The organism is Janthinobacterium sp. GW822-FHT07A03 (assembly GCF_058798815.1).
Genome location: NZ_JBXAKW010000001.1, coordinates 47,655 through 65,971 on the forward strand (window position 1 = coordinate 47,655; position 18,317 = coordinate 65,971).

Annotated in this window: 15 protein-coding genes; 13 read left to right on the forward strand and 2 right to left on the reverse strand. The window is 62.9% G+C overall.

All coding sequences use genetic code 11. From position 1 onward, the window contains the following. Positions 1-69: 69 nt before the first annotated feature. The gene (locus AC1RJW_RS00220; protein WP_493042493.1) at positions 70-3,249 is read right to left on the reverse strand and encodes an Rne/Rng family ribonuclease; all 3,180 of its coding nucleotides are present in this window, start codon (positions 3,247-3,249) and stop codon (positions 70-72) included. A gap of 699 nt (positions 3,250-3,948) precedes the next feature. Between AC1RJW_RS00220 and AC1RJW_RS00225 the strand changes: the two genes are divergently transcribed. From AC1RJW_RS00225 to AC1RJW_RS00240, 4 genes are all read left to right on the forward strand, one after another. Next, positions 3,949-4,944, forward strand: coding sequence for an RluA family pseudouridine synthase (locus tag AC1RJW_RS00225; RefSeq protein ID WP_493042494.1), 996 nt, complete (start codon positions 3,949-3,951; stop codon positions 4,942-4,944). 88 nt (positions 4,945-5,032) lie between these two features. Further along, a complete protein-coding gene (locus AC1RJW_RS00230; protein ID WP_141170439.1) occupies positions 5,033-5,692 on the forward strand; it encodes an HAD-IIIA family hydrolase in 660 nt (219 codons plus the stop codon). Continuing rightward, on the forward strand, positions 5,689-6,066 hold the full coding sequence (locus tag AC1RJW_RS00235) for a Rieske (2Fe-2S) protein (RefSeq protein ID WP_219135986.1): 378 nt from the start codon (positions 5,689-5,691) through the stop codon (positions 6,064-6,066). Before AC1RJW_RS00230 ends, AC1RJW_RS00235 begins: the two co-directional genes overlap by 4 nt. 41 nt (positions 6,067-6,107) lie before the next feature. Then, positions 6,108-7,109, forward strand: a complete 1,002-nt coding sequence (locus AC1RJW_RS00240) for a S49 family peptidase (protein WP_493042496.1) — start codon at positions 6,108-6,110, stop codon at positions 7,107-7,109. Positions 7,110-7,486: 377 nt separating this feature from the next. On the opposite strand, the gene AC1RJW_RS00245 is transcribed toward AC1RJW_RS00240, so the two are convergent. Then, complete coding sequence (locus AC1RJW_RS00245; RefSeq protein ID WP_493042497.1) at positions 7,487-7,876, reverse strand: hypothetical protein; 390 nt, start codon at positions 7,874-7,876, stop codon at positions 7,487-7,489. Between the two features lie 258 nt (positions 7,877-8,134). Here AC1RJW_RS00245 and AC1RJW_RS00250 point away from each other — a divergent pair, with 258 nt between their 5' ends. From AC1RJW_RS00250 to motD, 9 genes are all read left to right on the forward strand, one after another. Then, a complete protein-coding gene (locus tag AC1RJW_RS00250) occupies positions 8,135-8,845 on the forward strand; it encodes a pseudouridine synthase (protein ID WP_070312176.1) in 711 nt (236 codons plus the stop codon). Between the two features lie 88 nt (positions 8,846-8,933). Further along, positions 8,934-9,932 (forward strand): fumarylacetoacetate hydrolase family protein, encoded by a 999-nt coding sequence (locus tag AC1RJW_RS00255; RefSeq protein WP_493042501.1) that lies wholly within the window; start codon positions 8,934-8,936, stop codon positions 9,930-9,932. A gap of 263 nt (positions 9,933-10,195) precedes the next feature. Further along, positions 10,196-11,389 carry a flagellar biosynthesis protein FlhB gene (gene flhB, locus AC1RJW_RS00260; protein WP_493042504.1) on the forward strand — a complete coding sequence of 398 codons (1,194 nt, stop codon included), beginning with the start codon at positions 10,196-10,198 and terminating at the stop codon, positions 11,387-11,389. Continuing rightward, a complete protein-coding gene (gene flhA, locus AC1RJW_RS00265; RefSeq protein ID WP_493042506.1) occupies positions 11,386-13,482 on the forward strand; it encodes a flagellar biosynthesis protein FlhA in 2,097 nt (698 codons plus the stop codon). The genes flhB and flhA overlap by 4 nt, the downstream gene beginning before the upstream one ends. A 268-nt stretch (positions 13,483-13,750) precedes the next feature. Next, a complete protein-coding gene (gene flhF, locus AC1RJW_RS00270) occupies positions 13,751-15,079 on the forward strand; it encodes a flagellar biosynthesis GTPase FlhF (RefSeq protein WP_493042508.1) in 1,329 nt (442 codons plus the stop codon). Beyond that, complete coding sequence (locus AC1RJW_RS00275; protein ID WP_493042510.1) at positions 15,072-15,935, forward strand: MinD/ParA family ATP-binding protein; 864 nt, start codon at positions 15,072-15,074, stop codon at positions 15,933-15,935. The genes flhF and AC1RJW_RS00275 overlap by 8 nt, the downstream gene beginning before the upstream one ends. A 45-nt stretch (positions 15,936-15,980) precedes the next feature. Then, complete coding sequence (locus tag AC1RJW_RS00280; RefSeq protein WP_102297166.1) at positions 15,981-16,712, forward strand: RNA polymerase sigma factor FliA; 732 nt, start codon at positions 15,981-15,983, stop codon at positions 16,710-16,712. Next, positions 16,694-17,440 carry a flagellar motor protein gene (locus AC1RJW_RS00285; protein ID WP_493042513.1) on the forward strand — a complete coding sequence of 249 codons (747 nt, stop codon included), beginning with the start codon at positions 16,694-16,696 and terminating at the stop codon, positions 17,438-17,440. Before AC1RJW_RS00280 ends, AC1RJW_RS00285 begins: the two co-directional genes overlap by 19 nt. A gap of 16 nt (positions 17,441-17,456) precedes the next feature. Next, a complete protein-coding gene (motD, locus tag AC1RJW_RS00290; RefSeq protein ID WP_493044187.1) occupies positions 17,457-18,227 on the forward strand; it encodes a flagellar motor protein MotD in 771 nt (256 codons plus the stop codon). Positions 18,228-18,317: the final 90 nt, after the last annotated feature.

The following is an 18,317-nucleotide window of genomic DNA, read 5'->3' on the forward strand; positions in this document are numbered from 1 at the left end:
AGTGGACATAAAAAAGGGGAAGCCTGAGCTCCCCCTTTCATCATTGGCGGCTGGGCGAACCCGGCGCGCTTATGGACGTTGCGTGTTGACCTGGATCAACGGCTCATCCGATTGCGGCGGCAATGGCTTGCGTTCGCGCGGCTTGCGCACGGGAGCGACGGCCTTGGCAGCGGCTTCCTGCGCCAGGCGCAGTTTTTCCGGATCGGTAGCAGCCAGGGTCAGGCCGGCCGAACCAAGCACCGCGTTCAAGTCCAGCGGCGCAGGCACTGGCGATGGCGCCGGTGCGGAAGCAGGAGCCGCGATAGGAGCAGGAGCAGGAGCAGGAGCTGCTACAGGAGCCGGAGCAGCGACAGGTGCTGGCGCAGGAGCAACTTCGGCAACCGCCGGGGCAGCTTCCACCACGGCCGGCGCTGCTTCGGCGACTGGCGCTGCTTCAGCCACTGCGGCGGTTTCCACGACCGCAGCCGTTTCCACGACTGGCGCCGCTTCGACGATGACTTCCGCTGGCGCAGGCGCTGGCGCCGGTGCAGCTTCCGCTTTCTCGGCAAAGCTGTACTCGGCAGCTGGTGCCGGTTCGGCAGCGGCTGGTTCAGCTTGCGCTGCAGCAACGACGGCTTCCACAGGGGCTTGCGGCACGATCACTTCAGCAACTGGCGCAGCTGCAGCGGCAGGAGCGGCTACTTCGGCCTTGGCGATGTCCACCACCTTGGCCACTTCCACCACTTCGACCACTTCCACGACGGCAGCTTCCACCGGCGCCGCGACGGCGACGACAGCGGCGGCAGCCACGACGGCGACCGGGGCCGCATCAGCGGCAGCTTCCGGCGCCGGAGCGACCGTAAAGCTGATCACTGGCGCGTCCTGGCCTTCGTTTTCGCCATTTGCCGATTCGATCAGCTCGCCCGTTTCGCGGTCGCGGCGGTTGCGGTTGCGGCCACCACGACGACGGCGGCGGCGCGGTTCTTCGCCTTCCACGTCGTTTTCCGTCTCTTCGCCTTCAGGACCGGCATTCGCCGGCGCTTTCAGCAAGCTCGTTGGTGCGGCGTCGGATTCAGGGCCGTTTGACGCCACGACCACGTTGATTGCGCTGGCGCTGGCGCCAACCAGGGCCAGTTCGTCAGCTTTCACTTCAGCAACAACAGCCTTGTCGGCGCGTGGTTCGCGGCCTTCGCGCGGCTGGCGTGGCGGACGTTCGGCACGTTCCGGGCGCTCTGCGCGCTCGGGACGTTCCGCGCGTTCAGGACGTTCACCGCGTTCGCGTGGTGCTGCTGCCGTATCGCCGTTCTCGCGGGCTTCACGCGGTTCGCGTGGCGGACGCGGCGGGCGTGGCGGACGTGCCGCTTTTTCCAGTGCTTCCGCTTCTTTCGCTGCATCGTCCTGGGCTGGGCGGCCCTGGCCTGGTTCGCGCTCTTCGCGGCCAGGCTTGCCGTTGCGGCCACGGCCACGCGGGCCACGGCTGTTGCGGTCGCCGCGGTCGGTGCCGGCCGGCTTGGCCGGTGCGACAGGGGCGGGCGCTGGCGCCACCGGTGCCGGGGCGCCGGTGAAGAAGCTGATGATCTTGGCGATCAGGCCTTGCGGTGCGGCAGGCGCGGCCACGGGAGCCGGTTTCGCTTCGACGGGCTTGCGCTCGACCAGCGGTGCCGGCTGGTCAGGCGTGATCGTCTTGACGACGGCTTCCTGGCGCGGCTTGGCTTCTTCCTTCTGGCGCTTGCTGTACGCCATATCGGTTTCAGCGCTTTCGGCCAGGTTGTAGCTGGCCTGGCTGTCTTCCAGACGCGGATCGTCGTGCTTGATGCGTTCGAGCTTGTAGTGCGGCGTTTCCAGATGCTTGTTCGGGATCAGGATCACGGCGATGCGGTGGCGGTTCTCGATCTTCAGCACTTCGCCGCGCTTTTCGTTCAGCAGGAAGGCGCCCACGTCCACGGGCACTTGCACGTGGATGGTGGCCGAGTTTTCCTTCATCGCTTCTTCCTGGATGATGCGCAGCACCTGCAGTGCGGACGATTCCGTGTCGCGGATGTGGCCGGTGCCGGAGCAGCGCGGGCACGTCACGTGCGAGCCTTCGGACAGCGAAGGGCGCAGGCGCTGGCGCGACAGTTCCATCAGGCCGAAGCGGGAAATCTTGCCCATTTGTACACGGGCACGGTCATGGTGCAGCGCGTCTTTCAGGCGCTGTTCCACTTCGCGCTGGTTTTTTGCCACTTCCATGTCGATGAAGTCGATGACGATCAAGCCGCCCAGGTCGCGCAAACGCAGCTGGCGGGCCACTTCTTCGGCCGCTTCGCAGTTGGTGTTGAAGGCGGTCGTCTCGATGTCCGAGCCGCGCGTGGCGCGGGCCGAGTTGACGTCGACGGAGACCAGCGCTTCGGTGTGGTCGATGACGATGGCGCCGCCCGATGGCAGCGGCACGGTGCGGCTGTAGGCCGTTTCGATCTGGTGTTCGATCTGGAAGCGCGAGAACAGCGGCACGTCGTCGCTGTAGCGTTTGACGCGGTGCACCATGTCGGGCATCACGTGGCTCATGAACTGGTGCGCCTGGTCGTAGATCTCGTCGGTGTCGATCAGGATCTCGCCGATGTCGGGCTGGAAGTAGTCGCGGATGGCGCGGATGACGAGCGAGGATTCCTGGTAGATCAGGAAAGCGCCGTTGGCCGACTTGCCGGCGCCTTCGATGGCGCGCCACAGTTGCATCAGGTAATTCAAGTCCCACTGCAGTTCATCGACGTTGCGGCCGATGCCGGCGGTGCGGGCAATCACGGACATGCCAGCAGGCAAGTCCAGTTTATCCATGGTTTCGCGCAATTCCTGGCGCTCTTCCCCTTCCACGCGGCGCGATACGCCACCGCCACGCGGGTTGTTCGGCATCAATACCAGGTAGCGGCCGGCCAGCGAGACGAACGAGGTCAGGGCGGCGCCCTTGTTGCCGCGCTCTTCTTTTTCCACTTGCACCATGATTTCCTGGCCTTCGCGCAGCGCTTCCTTGACGGAAGCGTTACGCACATCCACGCCTTCGCGGAAATACGTGCGGGCAACTTCCTTGAAAGGCAGGAAGCCGTGGCGGTCTTCGCCATAGCTGACGAAGCACGCTTCGAGCGATGGCTCGATGCGCGTGATCACGCCCTTGTAGATGTTGGATTTGCGCTGTTCGCGCCCGGCTGTCTCGATATCGATGTCGATCAGTTTTTGTCCGTCGACAATCGCTACGCGCAGTTCTTCTTGCTGCGTGGCATTAAACAACATGCGTTTCATTTTTATAACTCCGCGACCCGTAGGCCATCTCAAAGCCGCTTCCGGGGAAGCGGCGAAGTACAGGGATATATGCGAGAACGGGAGTGTTGGCGGGGGAAATGCCTTAGCGTGCGGAGCAACAACGCGTACGAGGTATACGTTACGGCCGCAACAGGCGCGGTGAGGTCAATCGTCATGCCGAGTGCACAGGACACTTGCAACTCATCTGAAACAGCCCGAATGAGAATGAACGGCATCGGGGGCAGAGAATGCAAGTGGTCAGCAAATTCAGAGCCAAATCGTAAGCCGGCTTATTACAGGGATCGCGATGGCGAGGCTTGGCCTCAGCCTATTCATCGACAACCCTCAGTATTGTGGCCGCATACGGGGTTTGGCGAAAACGGCAAGCGTTATCAACTTCATCAACCCGCGAGCCCGACTCGATAAGTCGCGCTAACGGGTACTTATCCTTATAATCCAATACACTCACTTCAGCATCTCCACGCGTTATCCGATTACAACTACGGTGCAACCTTGATTCGCGCAGGGATGGTGCATATACATTTTTTTCCACCGAATTTGCAATTTGGCGAGGCCGGTGGAGACGCCCCTGTGTAAAATGTGCTTTTATTCTTACACTCGCAGCAGCCAGGGCCGCAGCAAAAACAATTATATATTCAAAATGAAGGACTTAGAGAGATTTCTGGGAAGACATAGTAAATGAAGAGTCAAAATGATGTTGTTCCCCCTTCAACACCCCCGGTTCAGCCGCAAGCCCAATTCGTAACGATCGCCGAGGAAGAAGCAGGCCAGCGTATCGACAACTACTTATTAAGAGTGTGCAAGGGAGTGCCTAAAAGCCACATCTACCGGATCTTGCGATCAGGAGAAGTGCGGGTCAATAAAGGCCGTATCGATCAGCTGTACCGTCTCGCCGCCGGCGACGTGGTGCGCATTCCACCCGTGCGCGTGGCCGAAAAGGCGCCCACGGGCGCGCCGGCCGCCGAATTCAAGATCATCTTCGAAGATGCGCAGCTGCTCGTCATCGACAAGCCGGCCGGCGTGGCCGTGCATGGCGGCTCGGGCGTGTCGTTCGGCGTGATCGAGCAATTGCGCGCCTCGCGCCCCGACGCCAAGTTCCTGGAACTGGTGCACCGCCTGGACCGCGACACGTCCGGCCTGCTGTTGCTGGCAAAGAAACGTTCCGCGTTGACGAATTTGCACGAACAGATGCGCGACGGCGTCACGGATAAACGCTATCTGGTGCTGGTGGCCGGCGACTGGAAGAATGCGCGCCAGCATATCAAGTTGCCGTTGCATAAATATACGACGGCCGAAGGCGAGCGCCGGGTGGCCGTGCAGGCCGATGGCCTGGCCTCGCACACGGTGTTTTCGCTGTTGCATAAATATCACAACTTCGCCTTGCTGGAAGCGGAATTGAAGACGGGACGCACGCACCAGATCCGCGTGCACCTGTCGTCGTCCGGTTTCCCCATCGCCGGCGACGATAAATATGGCGACTTCGCCCTCAACCGCGCCCTGTTGAAAGCCGACAGCACGCGCGGCGCCCTGAAACGCATGTTCCTGCACGCGCACCAGATCACGTTTACGCATCCGGAAACGGGCAGGACGATGACCCTGAACGCGCCGCTGGCTGCCGAATGCGAGCGTTTCTTGGTAAGCTTGGGCAAACCATTGGCCGTTGCCGCACGCTAAATAGTCACCGTGCGCGCGACGCTACCCACAAGGTAGTCAGTCGCCATCATTCATTCTCAAGGAGCCGGCGGCTTTGCCGTCGGGAAACATGGCAAGAAAGCAATTTGATCTGATCGTCTTCGATTGGGACGGTACCCTGATAGACAGTACCTCGACCATCGTCAAGTGCATCCAGGCGTCGGCCAAAGACCTGGGCTTGCCAATTCCCACCGAGTTGCTGGCCTCGCATGTGATCGGCCTGGGCTTGCAGGAAGCGATGCAACTGGTGATGCCCGATGTGGAGCCGAAATACCATGCGCGCATGGCCGAACGCTACCGTTATCACTATCTGTCGCGCGACCATGAACTGACCCTGTTTCCCGGCGTGCAAGAGATGCTGCAGGAACTCTCGCAGCAAGCGTACTTTCTGGCCGTCGCCACGGGCAAGAGCCGTGTCGGCCTGAACCGTTCGCTGAATGCCGTCAAGCTGCTGTCCTTGTTCGATGCGACGCGCTGCGCCGATGAAACGTTTTCCAAGCCCCATCCGGCCATGCTGCAGGAGCTGACGCGCGAACTGGGGCAGGACATGCGCCGTACCGTGATGATCGGCGACACCAGCCATGATTTATTGATGGCAAGCAATGCAGGCGCGGCCGGTATTGCCGTAGAGTATGGAGCGCATCCGGTGGAACAGTTGCAGGCTTGCAAGCCGCTGTATTCGGCCGCCACGGTGGCCGATTTGCACCAATGGCTGAGCGAGCACGCATGATGAGCGACGTTGTCGATGTGTTCATTTGTGCGGCCGACGCCGTGGCCGATGGCGGCAAGGGCGTGCGCTTTCCCGTCTCGGCCGGCGGCGAGGCGACCACGGGCTTTGTCGTGCGCCACGGCGGCAAGGCGTATGGCTACCTGAACCGCTGCGCCCACGTACCGATCGAGCTGGACTGGGCCGAGGGCGAGTTTTTCGAGTCCAGCGGTTTGTATTTGATGTGTTCGACGCATGGCGCCATCTATGTGCCGGAGAGCGGCTACTGCGCGGGCGGCCCCTGCAAGGGGGGGCGCTTGCGTCCGATTCCCGTGACCGAGCGCGATGGCCAGCTGTACTGGCAGCCCGACGAGTATGTCCAGCCGCTGCCGGCCTGAAGCCCGGTGCAGGCATTATTGTAATTTAAACAAAGTGAACCATGAGCGAAAACACGAATGACAAGCTGGACAGCAGCGCGCCAGCCGCCGGCCACGGCGCCCCTGCGGGGAACTGGGAGCGCGACGTGCTGGAAAAGCTGGTATTTGCCACTTTGCAAGAACAACGCGCGCATCGCCGCTGGAGCATCTTCTTCAAGGTGTTCGGCCTGCTGATCGTGTTGTTCGCCCTGTGGGTGTTTTATGACTACAACACGGCCGACGACAGCGAAACCCTGGGCCGCCACACGGCCCTGATCGACATCAGCGGGGCCATCGAGTCCGAAGGCAGCGGTTCGGCCGCCGTCGTCATCCCCGCGCTGGACAAGGCGTTTTCCGACGCCGGCTCCGTGGCCGTGGTGCTGCATATTAATAGTCCGGGCGGCAGTCCCGTGCAGGCGGGCATGATCGTCGACGAGATGCAGCGCCTGCGCAAGGGCTATCCGGACAAGCCTTTATATGTGGTGGTCGATGAAATGTGCGCCTCGGGCGGCTATTACATCGCCGCCGCCGCCGACCGCATCTATGTCAACAAGGCCAGCGTGGTCGGTTCCATCGGCGTGCTGATGGATGGCTTCGGCTTCACGGGCGTGATGGAAAAGGTGGGCGTCGAGCGCCGCTTGCTGACGGCGGGCGAGAACAAGGGCTTCATGGACCCATTCAGCCCCCTGACGGACAAGCACAAGGCGTATGCGCAAGGCATGCTCAATGAAATCCACCAGCAATTCATCGACGTCGTGCGCGCGGGACGGGGCAAGCGCCTGAAGGAAACGCCGGACACCTTCTCGGGCCTGTACTGGACGGGGGCGAAAGCCGTGGAAATGGGCCTGGCCGATGACTTCGGCACGGTCGACAGCGTGGCGCGCGATGTCGTCAAGGCGGAAGACATCGTCGACTACACGCAGCATGAAGGCTTGCCGGAACGGGTGCTGAAGAAATTCGGCGCGGCCATGGGGGCGGGCGCCATGAAGGCGGCCGTGCAGCAGTCACAACCGGCGTTGCGCTGATGACATGACTCTTGGCTGGCAGGCAAGCCAGTCGAGAATGATTTTCAATTAGGTGGTAAATTGGCTTGAAAAAGGGGCTGCTTGGGCTATAGTGAAAGCGTAGTTCTTTTCAAGGAGGGGCGATATATCAACTATGTTGTCAGTACTAACTTGATTGGCAGGTCTTGGAACTACTCGCCGCATCGCAGATGTGGTTTTGAGTGAATTTACATTCCTCACTGAAGTCCCGATGGGGCTTGGGAACGGCGGCGCAATGCCGCCGTTTCCTTTTGTGCGTCGTGCGTGCCGGATGGAATGGTGTTGCCGGATCCTGTGTCTGGTCGTGCTGGCAAGGCAGGCATGCGAGGGCGGGGCATGGCTGGTTGGATGGGCCGGTTTCAGACGGCGCAGCCGTTGCAGTGCGCGGGCACGCTGCTTGCCTGCCGGGCCGGCGTCGCGATGGTGCTGGCGTTGGTGCCGGAACTGATGTCAGGCGGCGTGTCCGCCATGGCGGGGGCGGTGTCGATTTCCGCGTTCGTGTTTTCGTCCGCATCCGCGTGCGCAAAACCTCCCAGTTCCAGCCAGCACATGAAATGGCATTGGGCCTCGGCATGCCAGTGCGTCTGGCTTGCTGGTGACGGCGTTGCGTCCCCGTCCTGCTGCGCAGGGGTGTTGCTCCAGCGCGCCACGCCGAGTCTGACCTTGTGCATGGCCGCCTGTTCCGCGGCGATGCGCGTGCGCATGTCGGCGATGCTGCCTTGTAAGGCGATGGTATCGGTATGCTTCATACAATGTCCTTGTGAGAGCGTGGCGACTGCCACAATTCCTAAAGTAGGTTAGGCGGATTCCTAACGAAGTTTCAGTCTATCAATGCGATATTCCGAGCATTTGATATTGCTCAAAGGAATTGTCCATTTATATCGAAATCTCACCTTGTACTTCAGCTTATCTGTGCCTGCGCAAGGCTGGTGTGCCCTTGGCGGCCTGGCGCCAGCGCCAGGTGTCGCCGCTTCACGCTGCCAGCCGCTTCTGGTAAAGTCACGCCCATGAGTAAATTATCCCTAGACCGCATCCTGCAATCGCAGGGTTTTGGCACCCGTAAATATTGTCGTTCCCTCATCGAGGATGGCGATGTCGTCATCGATGGCGTCACCCAGACCAGTTACCGCACCACCGTCGAGACCGACGGCCTGGTGCTGCACGTGTTCGAAGAAGAGTGGGTCTACCGCGCGCACCTGTACCTGGCGCTGAACAAGCCCGCCAACTTCGAATGCTCGCGCAAGCCCAGCCACCATCCTGGCGTGCTGACCCTGCTGCCGGAACAGTTCACCTGGCGCGAAGTCCAGCCCGTCGGCCGGCTCGACCACGATACGACCGGCATGCTGCTGATGTCCGACGATGGCCCGTTTATCCATGCGCAATCGTCGCCGAAGCGCCACGTTCCCAAGATTTACCAGGCCACCACGCAAGAGCCCGTGACCGATGAACTGGTGGCCCTGCTGCTGGCCGGCGTGCAATTGCACGATGAACCGGCCCCGCTGGCCGCCCTGGTCTGCGTCAAGCGCGGCGAGCACCAGCTGGAAATCGTGCTCGAGCAAGGCAAATATCACCAGGTCAAGCGCATGCTGGCCGCCGCCGGCAACCATTGCAGCGCGCTGCACCGTTCCGCCATCGGCAGCCTGACCCTGGAGTCACTGGGCATCGCGGAAGGCGAGTGGTGCTACCTGACGCCCGAGCAGATCGCTCTCCTCGCGTAAAACTCTCCTGACCGTCAAAGCCGGGAATATCCCGGCTTTTTGGCGTCTTTGGCCTTCAATTGCCTGCATTTGACGAAGTTTTTCCTACATGAAATTAGCTACCCTGAAGGATGGCACGCGCGACGGCCAGCTGGCTGTCGTCTCGCGCGACCTGAAAACGGCCCATCTGGCCGATGGCATCGCCCCGACCCTGCAAAAGGCGCTCGACGACTGGAGTTTCATCGCGCCCCAGCTGGACTTGCTGTACCAGACCATCAATAGCGGCCGCGGCCATCGCGCCTTCGAGTTCGATCCCGCCAACTGCATGGCGCCCTTGCCGCGCAGCAGCTTGCGCGTGGCCAGCGTTTCTTATCTGCAGCAGATCGAGCGGGCCTGCAAGGCGGCGGGAACTGAAGTGCCCGCCAATCTGCGCGACGCGCCGCGCATGTACCAGGGCGCCAGCGACGATTTCCTCGGCGCCCACGACGACATCACCCTGGCGCACGAGCAGTGGGGCATCGATTACGAGGCAGGCATCGCCGCCATCACGGACGACGTGGCCATGGGCTCGACGCCGGACCAGGCGCACCTGAACATCAAGCTGTTGATGCTGGTCAACGACATCACCTTGCGTAACCTGGCGCCGGACGAGCAGGCCGGCGGCTACGGCTTCCTGCAGGCGAAACCGGCGATGGCGTGCTCGCCTGTCGCCATCACGCCCGACGAGCTGGGCGACGCCTGGCGCGGCGGCAAGGTGCACTACGCCTTGCGCTGCAGCCTGAACGGCAAGTTGACGGGCCAGCCCCACGCGGGCGCCGACATGGCGTTCAATTACCCGCAATTGCTCGCCCATCTGTGCCAGACGCGCAATGCGCGCGCCGGCAGCGTGGTCAGCGCGGGCGGCGTCGCCAACAAGGAAATCAAGAAGGGCTTTTCCAGCATCGTTGAGCGACGTAACCAGGAGATGATCGCCGATGGCGTCGCCAGCACGCCGTACTTGCTGTTTGGTGATGTTGTTCGTTTGGAAATGCTGGGCGATGACGGCAAGTCGCTGTTTGGCGCGATAGAACAAACCGTGAAACAGGCCGAAGCGCGAAAAAATCGTTAGGGGCCCCGAGAAAATGGCCATGACTGCGTTGCAGTCCCTCGCCGTACTATTCGTACTGTCTTCGGGGCTGCGCCTTGCCCTGACCATTTTTCGGTCCCCTCTGAAATGGGCGCCTGCGGCGCCTTGTTTCATCCCGGCAAAGGAAAAGCAGGGGATTCGCCCTCCTTTTCCCTTGATGGCGTGGTGCTGATTCAACCGATAATGCTCCATGCCCAGTCCGTATTGCGCCTAGCCAGGCCGCAGGACTTCACCGGAGTTGATTGATGTCGGAAGACAGCGACGCAGAAAAGACCGAAGCCGCGTCACCGAAGCGCCTCGAGCAGGCGCGTGAGGAAGGCGACGTTCCGCGATCGCGTGAAGTGGCCACGTTTACGGTGCTGATGGCGTCCGGCTGCTGCCTGTGGTTTGCCGGCGACGCCATCGTGCGGCGGCTGACGGCCGTCATGGTTTCCGGGCTGACCCTGGACCGGGAGCAAATCCTCAATCCCGACGCGATGATGCTGCGCATCGGCTACGACGTGGGTTCCGTCCTGCTGACTTGCCTGCCGTACGCCGCGGCCATCATGCTCGTCGCCCTGGCCTCGCCCGTGCTGGTGGGCGGCTGGCTGTTCAGTTCCAAGGCGTTTACCCCCAATTTTGGCAAGCTCAACCCGATTCGCGGCCTGGGCAATATGTTTTCGAAGAATGCGCTGGTGGAATTGCTCAAGGCCATCGCCAAGACCCTCGTCGTCGGCGTCGTCGCCTGGATGGTGATGCAGCATCAAAAGGATGCCGTGCTGGGCTTGTCGGTGGAATCCCTGCGCGCCGGTTCGGCCCATCTGATCAGCCTGCTGATCACGGCCTTTTTGCTGATCGTGGGCGCGCTGGGCCTGATCGCCGCCATCGACGGTCCGTACCAGATGTGGCACTACGCCAACAAGATGAAAATGTCCTTGCAGGAAGTCAAGCAAGAGGCCAAGGAGTCGGACGGCAATCCGCAGATCAAGGCGAAGATACGCCAGATGCAGCATGAAATGTCGCGCCGCCGCATGATGGCCGACGTGCCGACGGCCGACGTGGTGGTGACCAATCCGACCCACTACGCCGTGGCCCTGAAGTATGGCGAGAATTCGCGCGGCGCGCCGCAGGTGGTGGCCAAGGGCATCGACGAGGTGGCGGCGAAGATCCGCGAACTGGCGGGCGAACACAAGGTCGCCATCCTGGAAGCGCCCGCCCTGGCGCGCGCACTGTACCAGCACACGGACATCGGCGACGAGATTCCCGAGGCGCTGTATGGCGCCGTGGCCGAAGTGCTGGCATATGTGTTCCAGCTGCGCAGCTACGGCAAGGGTCAGGGCGAGCGTCCCGACAAGCCGAAAAAACTCGACGTGCCGCCCGAGCTCGATCCGCTCGACCCCGCATCGCAGACCAAACCCGCGGCAGACGCGGCAGACAAGAATAAAGGAAGTACACCATGAACGGCCTGAGATTGCCAGCCTGGCTCAGCGGAATGGGCAACAACGCCAGCAAGGGTGTCGCCGCGCCGATCATCATCATCATGCTGCTGGCGATGATGGTGCTGCCGCTGCCGGCCTTCATCCTCGACATTTTCTTCAGCTTTAATATCGCGCTGTCCATCATCGTGCTGCTGACGGCGCTGTACACGGTCAAGCCGCTCGACTTCATGGCCTTCCCCACCATCCTGCTCGTGTCGACCATGCTGCGCCTGTCGCTGAACGTGGCGTCCACGCGTGTCGTGCTGACGGAAGGCCATACGGGCGCCGACGCGGCCGGTAAAGTGATCGAAGCGTTCGGTCACTTCTTGATTGGCGGCAACTACACGGTCGGTATCGTGGTGTTTATCATTTTGACGATCATCAACTTTACCGTCGTGACCAAGGGTGCGGGCCGTATCGCCGAGGTGGGCGCCCGCTTCGCGCTGGACGCCATGCCAGGTAAACAGATGGCCATCGATGCCGACCTGAACGCCGGCCTGATCGGCGAAGACGAAGCGCGCCGCCGCCGCACGGAAGTGGCGCAGGAAGCGGAATTCTATGGCGCCATGGACGGTGCCAGCAAATACGTGCGCGGCGACGCCATCGCCGGCATCATGGTCACCGTCATTAATATCGTCGGCGGCCTGCTGGTGGGCTTGCTGCAGCATGACATGGGCTTTGCCGATGCACTGAAAAACTACACCCTGCTGGCCATCGGTGACGGCCTGGTGGCGCAGATTCCTTCGCTGATCATTTCCACGGCGGCCGGTATCGTCGTCTCGCGCGTGGCCAGCGAACAGGACATCGGTACCCAGCTGGTCGGTCAATTGTTTGCGAAACCGCAAGTGCTGTACATTACCGCCGGCATCATCGGCGGCATGGGCCTGATTCCCGGCATGCCGAACATGGTCTTCATCCTGCTGGCGTCATTGCTGGCCGGTTCCGCCTATCTGATCAGCAAGAAGCGCGCGCAGGCCAAGGAAGCGGCCGAGAAGCCGGCCGAAGTGCCGCAAGCGACCGTGGCGCCCGAGCAGGAAGAGGCCAGCTGGCAAGACATCATGCCTGTCGACACCCTGGGCCTGGAAGTGGGCTACCGTTTGATTCCCCTGGTCGACAAGACGCAGGGCGGGGAATTGCTCAAGCGCATCAAAGGCATCCGCAAGAAATTCGCCCAGGAAGTGGGTTTCCTGGCGCCGCCCGTGCATATCCGCGACAACCTGGAATTGAAGCCATCCGCCTACCGCATCACGCTCAAGGGCGTGGAAGTGGGCGTGGGCGAAGCGTTCAATGGCCAGTTCCTGGCGATTAATCCCGGCATGGCCAGCGGTACCTTGCCGGGCCTGGCCACGAATGACCCCGCCTTCGGCTTGCCCGCCACCTGGATCGACGCCAGCTTGCGCGACCAGGCGCAATCGATGGGCTACACGGTCGTCGATGCGGGCACCGTGGTGGCCACGCACCTGAACCATTTGATCACCTCGCATGCTTCCGAGCTGCTGGGCCGCGCGGAAGTGCAGTCCTTGCTCGATCACCTGGGCAAGGAGTCGCCGCGCCTGGTGGAAGACCTGGTGCCGAAGATGCTGTCGCTGTCCACCCTGCAGAAGGTGCTGCAGAACCTGCTGGCCGAGGGCGTGCACATCCGCGACATGCGCACCATCATCGAAACCCTGGCCGAGCACACGGTGCAGACGCAAGACCCGAACGACCTGACGGCGCTGGTGCGCGTGGCCCTGGGCCGCGCCATCGTGCAGCAGCTGTTCCCCGGCGCGGCCGAACTGTCCGTGATGACCCTGGACAGCCGCCTGGAGCGCCTGCTGATGCAGGCGATGGGCAATGGCGGCGACGGCGTCGGCATCGAGCCTGGCCTGGCCGACACCATCGCGCACCAGGCGGGCCTGGCCGCGCAGCAGCAGGAAGCGCTGGGCCTGACGCCCGTGCTGCTGGTGCCGGCGCCGCTGCGCGCCCTGCTGTCGCGCTTCCTGCGCCGCGCCTTGCCGCAGTTGAAGGTGCTGTCGCATGCGGAAGTGCCGGAAACCAAGACGATCCGCGTCACCAGCCTGGTGGGCGCGCAGTAGTTGTGTTAATCGGCACCGGGGTCGGTTCCTGCGGGACGGACCCTCGATCCTTGCTTTTGGTCAAATAAACATCAATTTCCTGCCGGCAAACTGAATAACGGGTACTTTCCCGTCCTGTTCCTTCGATCATTTCCTCCAAGCATCGCTAATAATGGAAACTGTCCGGGTGATCTGTGTCCATGTGGAAGACAGCACTCAAGCAACAGGAGTCGATGATGGTCACACAGTTCAGCCAATATTGCGCCACCCCCGCCTTGGGAGGCCGGTCATGAATGTGAAGAAATTTACGGGCGCCTCGTCGCGCGATGCGTTGCGCAAGGTGCGCGAAGCATTGGGTCCCGATGCCGTGATCCTGTCGAACCGCCAGGCCGATGGCGTGGTGGAAATCCTCGCGCTGGCCAATGACGATGCCGCTTCGCTGGCTTCGCCGCCGGCCGCGTCCGAAATGGCCCAGCCCCGTCCCCAGTTGCAGACCCAGTTCGCCACGCCGCAGCGTCCGGCCGCCCCGGCCCAGCGCCCGGCTGCGCCACGTCCTGCCGCGCCGCGCCAGGCAGCCGGCGAGCCAGTGGACATGGCCCGCATGCAGCAGATGATGGCCAGCGCGCTGGCGCACGTCAAGGAAAACGCCGCCGCCGAGATGAGCGGCATGATGAATGAAATCCGCGCCATGCGCGGCATGATGGAAACCCAGTTGGCGGAAATCTCGTGGGGTTCGACGCAGCAGCGCGAGCCGCAAAAAGCCGTGGTGCTGCGCGAAATGCTGGCTGCCGGTTTTTCGGCCAGCCTGGCGCGCTACCTGATCGACAAGCTGCCCGCCGGTCTCGATGGTGCGCAAAGCATGCGCTGGATCAAGACGGTCCTGAGCCGCAACCTGAATACTGTGGCCAATGAAGACGCCATGCTGGAGCAGGGCGGCGTGTTCGCGCTGGTCGGTCCGACCGGCGTCGGCAAGACCACCAGCACGGCCAAGCTGGCGGCCCGCTGCGTGATGCGCCACGGCCCGGAAAAGCTGGCCCTGATCACCACGGATGCCTACCGTATCGGCGCGCACGAACAGCTGCGCATCTACGGCAAGATCCTCGGCGTGATGGTGCATTCGGTGAAGGACGAGGCGGACTTGCGCATCGCCCTGAAGGAACTCAAGAACAAGCACACGGTGCTGATCGATACGGTGGGCGTGAGCCAGCGCGACCAGATGGTGACGGAACAGGTGGCCATGCTGTCGGGCGCCGGCGCCGACGTGAAGCGTTTGCTGTGCCTGAACTCGACGGCGACGCAGGAAACGCTGAACGAAGTGGTGCGCGCCTACCAGGGCAGCGGCCTGGCCGGCTGCATCATGACCAAGCTCGATGAAGCGGCGTCGATCGGCAACGTGCTCGACGTGGTGATCCGCCAGAAACTGAACCTGTTTTATGTGTCGAACGGCCAGCGCGTGCCGGAAGACCTGTACCTGGCCGACCGCGGCTACCTGATCGACCGCGCCTTCAAGCTCAAGCGCGATGCGGCGGCGACGCAGTTTTCCGATGCCGAACTGCCGCTGCTGATGGCGCAGGCGGCCGCCCGCAACAATGAAGCGCGCGGGGTGCACCTTGGCTAATTTCGATTTCGACCAGGCCGAAGGCTTGCGCCGCATGCTGGCCGGCCCGCAGCCGCGCGTCATGACGTTCCTCTCGGCCACGCCGCAGGACGACAAGGGCGCCATGCTGGTCAACCTGGGCGCTTCGCTCGTCTACGGCGGCAATGACGTGCTGCTGCTCGACGCCAGCGGCGGCAGCGACGGCGTGGCGGCGCGGCTGGGACTGGCGCACGGCGCCAGCCTGCGCGACGTGGCGCGCCAGCAGTGCGGCCTGAACCAGGTCATCCACCAGGTGCCGCAAGGCTTCGGCGTGGCCAGCCTGGGCGCGCGCAACCACCTGATGGACAGCATGGACTATGCGGGCGAAGATGAACTGCGCCGCCTGGGCAAGACCTTCGAGGTGCTGGCGCGCCAGAGCGGCATCGTGCTGGTCGACGGCGTCGTGGCCGACGAGGGCGCCTGCTTCCCCGTGCCCTTGATGGCCTCGTCGGATATCGTCGTGCAAGTGTCGACCAGCGCCACCTCGATCAAGGCGGCGTACTGCCTGATCAAGCGCCTGAGCCAGGAACTGGGACGCCGTCCGTTCGGCATTCTCGTCACCGGCGCTTCCGAATCCGAGGCAAAAGTGGTATACGATAATATGGCGCAGGCGGCGAGCCGCTACCTGGCCGTGAAGCTGACCTCGATGGGTTCGGTGCCTGCCGATGAGTATCTGCACCGCGCGGCGCGCCTGGGCCGCAGCGTGGTCGATGCGTTTCCGCTGGCGGGCGCCTCGGTGGCGTTTCGCGGACTGGCCGAGCGGCTGGCCCGTTCGGCGGCGCCGGTGCTGGGCGGCACCTTGTACCAGACGGGGAGCCCGCACCAGTTCAGCGCCTGATACCAACCGTAGCACCAGATAAGACGAGAAAACAATAAGCAGCCTATGTACACGGTCAAAGGGAAATCGAACAAGGACTATTTGCTGACGGAGCACATTCCGCTGGTGAAGCGTCTGGCGCACCATATGAAGGCGAAATTGCCGCCTTCGGTCGAGGTCGATGACCTGATCCAGGCCGGCATGATCGGCCTGCTCGATGCCATTACCCGCTATGAAGAGACGCATGGCGCGCAGTTCGAGACGTATGCCGTGCTGCGCATCCGCGGCGCCATGCTCGACGAATTGCGCACCAGCGACTGGCTGCCGCGCAGCATGCGCCAGAACATGCGCAAGATCGAGGAAGCGATGAGCACCTTGCAGCAGCGCCTTGGCCACCCGCCGACGGAGTCGGAAGTGGCGAAACTGCTGAAAATGTCGCTGGCCGACTACCAGGAAATGCTGGGCGACGGCGGCGGCCACCAGCTGGTGTACTACGAAGACTTTCATGACCCGGACGGCAATGACAGCTTCCTCGACCGCCACTGCGTGGACGAGGACAGCGACCCCTTGCGTTCCCTGCTCGATACCGATTTCCGGCAATCCGTGATCGATGCCATCGACGCGCTGCCGCCACGCGAGAAAATACTCATGGGCCTGTATTACGAAGAAGAGCTGAACCTGAAGGAGATCGGCGCGGTGATGGGCGTATCCGAATCGCGCGTCTCGCAGCTGCATACCCAGGCCGTCGCGCGCCTGCGCGCAACCTTGAGGGAGCAGGCGTGGACTGGTCCAGCGTAATCGGGCTGCTCCTGGCGCTGGCGGGCCTGCTGGTCGGCCAGGCACTGGAAGGCGGCAAGATGGCCTCCCTGCTGCAGCCGGCCGCCTTTGCCATCGTCATCGTCGGCACCTTCGGCGCCGTGCTGCTGCAGACGCGGCTGCGCACTTTTGTCCGCGGCCTGGAAATGCTGCGCTGGGTCTTCCTGCCGCCGTCCGACACGCGCGCCGCGCTGGCGCGCGACATCGGGCAATGGAGCCTGACGGCCCGCCGCGACGGCCCGCTGGCGCTCGAACGCCTGATGGAAAACACGGCCGACCGCTTCAACGCCAAGGGTTTGCGCATGATCGTCGACGGCATCGCGCCCGACAAGCTGCGCCAGCTGCTCGACGTGGAAATCTCCGCCTATGAAATGGCCGAGCGCCAGGCCGTCAAGGTGTGGGAATCGGCGGCCGGCTATTCGCCCACCATCGGCATCCTGGGGGCCGTGCTCGGTTTGATCCACGTCATGGAAAATCTCACCGACCCGAGCAAACTGGGCAGCGGCATCGCCGTCGCCTTCGTCTCGACGATTTATGGCGTGGGCCTGGCCAATCTGCTGTTCCTGCCGGTGGCCAATAAACTCAAGGCCATCGTCTCGCGCCGCGTGGTGCAGTATGAAATCACGGCCGCCGTGCTGTACGACATCGCCACGGGCGACCATACGCGCATCATCGAAGAGCGCGTCTCCAGCCTGCTGCACGAGCACTGAGCGAGCACTGACCATGATGCGGCGCGCGCGCAGGAAGTATGACGAGGAACCGGACAACCAGGACCGCTGGCTGATCTCGTACGCCGACTTCATCACCCTGCTGTTCGCGTTTTTCGTCGTCATGTATGCGATTTCGCAAGTCAACGAGGGCAAATACCGCGTCTTCCAGAACGCCATCGGCCAGGCCTTCAGCCTGGAAAAGGGCGCGCCGCCCATCATCATGGAAGCGCCGCAAGCCATTCCGCTGCCGAACCCCGCCCTGAAACGCCGCACGGAAGCCATCCGCCGCGAGCGCGAACACATGACGCGCCTGGCGCAGGACCTGACGTCCACGCTGGCGCCGCTGGCCAAGGAAGGCAAGGTGCGCGTGACGCAGACGAGCCGCGGCGTCAGCGTGGAAATCAATGCCAGCGTGCTGTTCGACCCGGGCGCGGCGCGCCTGACGGCGGAATCGGACCAGGCCCTGCGCGCCGTCGCCGTGCTGCTCAAGGATGACACGCACGACGTGCAGGTGGAAGGGCATACGGACGTCCAGCCGATCAGCAATTCCAATTTTGCCTCGAACTGGGAACTGTCGGCCGCCCGTGCCAGCGCCGTGGTGCGCCTGTTCATCGCCAGCGGCGTGCAGGCGTCGCGCCTGACGGCCGTGGGCCACGCCGACAACATCCCCGTGGCGCCCAACGCCACGCCGGAAGGACGCGCGCGCAACCGCCGGGTTGCCGTGACGATCTTGTCCGGTATCCCCGAGACGGTGACGGAAGTGCCGACGCCGCCGCCGGCCAGCTAGGACGGGTTTTTCGGGCCGGCAGGGCGTGGGGCATGTCATTTGCTGGTCATACTGGAATGCTAGGCTGTCGCCCTTCTTTTCAGCTTCCAG

Bases quoted from the DNA above. Each gene is read 5' to 3' on its own strand.
- AC1RJW_RS00235 (WP_219135986.1), top strand. From the start codon at position 5,689: ATGATGAGCGACGTTGTCGATGTGTTCATTTGTGCGGCCGACGCCGTG.
- flhB (WP_493042504.1), top strand. From the start codon at position 10,196: ATGTCGGAAGACAGCGACGCAGAAAAGACCGAAGCCGCGTCACCGAAG.
- AC1RJW_RS00220 (WP_493042493.1), bottom strand. From the start codon at position 3,249: ATGAAACGCATGTTGTTTAATGCCACGCAGCAAGAAGAACTGCGCGTA.
- flhF (WP_493042508.1), top strand. From the start codon at position 13,751: ATGAATGTGAAGAAATTTACGGGCGCCTCGTCGCGCGATGCGTTGCGC.
- AC1RJW_RS00240 (WP_493042496.1), top strand. From the start codon at position 6,108: ATGAGCGAAAACACGAATGACAAGCTGGACAGCAGCGCGCCAGCCGCC.
- AC1RJW_RS00245 (WP_493042497.1), bottom strand. From the start codon at position 7,876: ATGAAGCATACCGATACCATCGCCTTACAAGGCAGCATCGCCGACATG.
- flhA (WP_493042506.1), top strand. From the start codon at position 11,386: ATGAACGGCCTGAGATTGCCAGCCTGGCTCAGCGGAATGGGCAACAAC.
- AC1RJW_RS00280 (WP_102297166.1), top strand. From the start codon at position 15,981: ATGTACACGGTCAAAGGGAAATCGAACAAGGACTATTTGCTGACGGAG.
- AC1RJW_RS00255 (WP_493042501.1), top strand. From the start codon at position 8,934: ATGAAATTAGCTACCCTGAAGGATGGCACGCGCGACGGCCAGCTGGCT.
- AC1RJW_RS00225 (WP_493042494.1), top strand. From the start codon at position 3,949: ATGAAGAGTCAAAATGATGTTGTTCCCCCTTCAACACCCCCGGTTCAG.
- AC1RJW_RS00250 (WP_070312176.1), top strand. From the start codon at position 8,135: ATGAGTAAATTATCCCTAGACCGCATCCTGCAATCGCAGGGTTTTGGC.
- motD (WP_493044187.1), top strand. From the start codon at position 17,457: ATGCGGCGCGCGCGCAGGAAGTATGACGAGGAACCGGACAACCAGGAC.
- AC1RJW_RS00230 (WP_141170439.1), top strand. From the start codon at position 5,033: ATGGCAAGAAAGCAATTTGATCTGATCGTCTTCGATTGGGACGGTACC.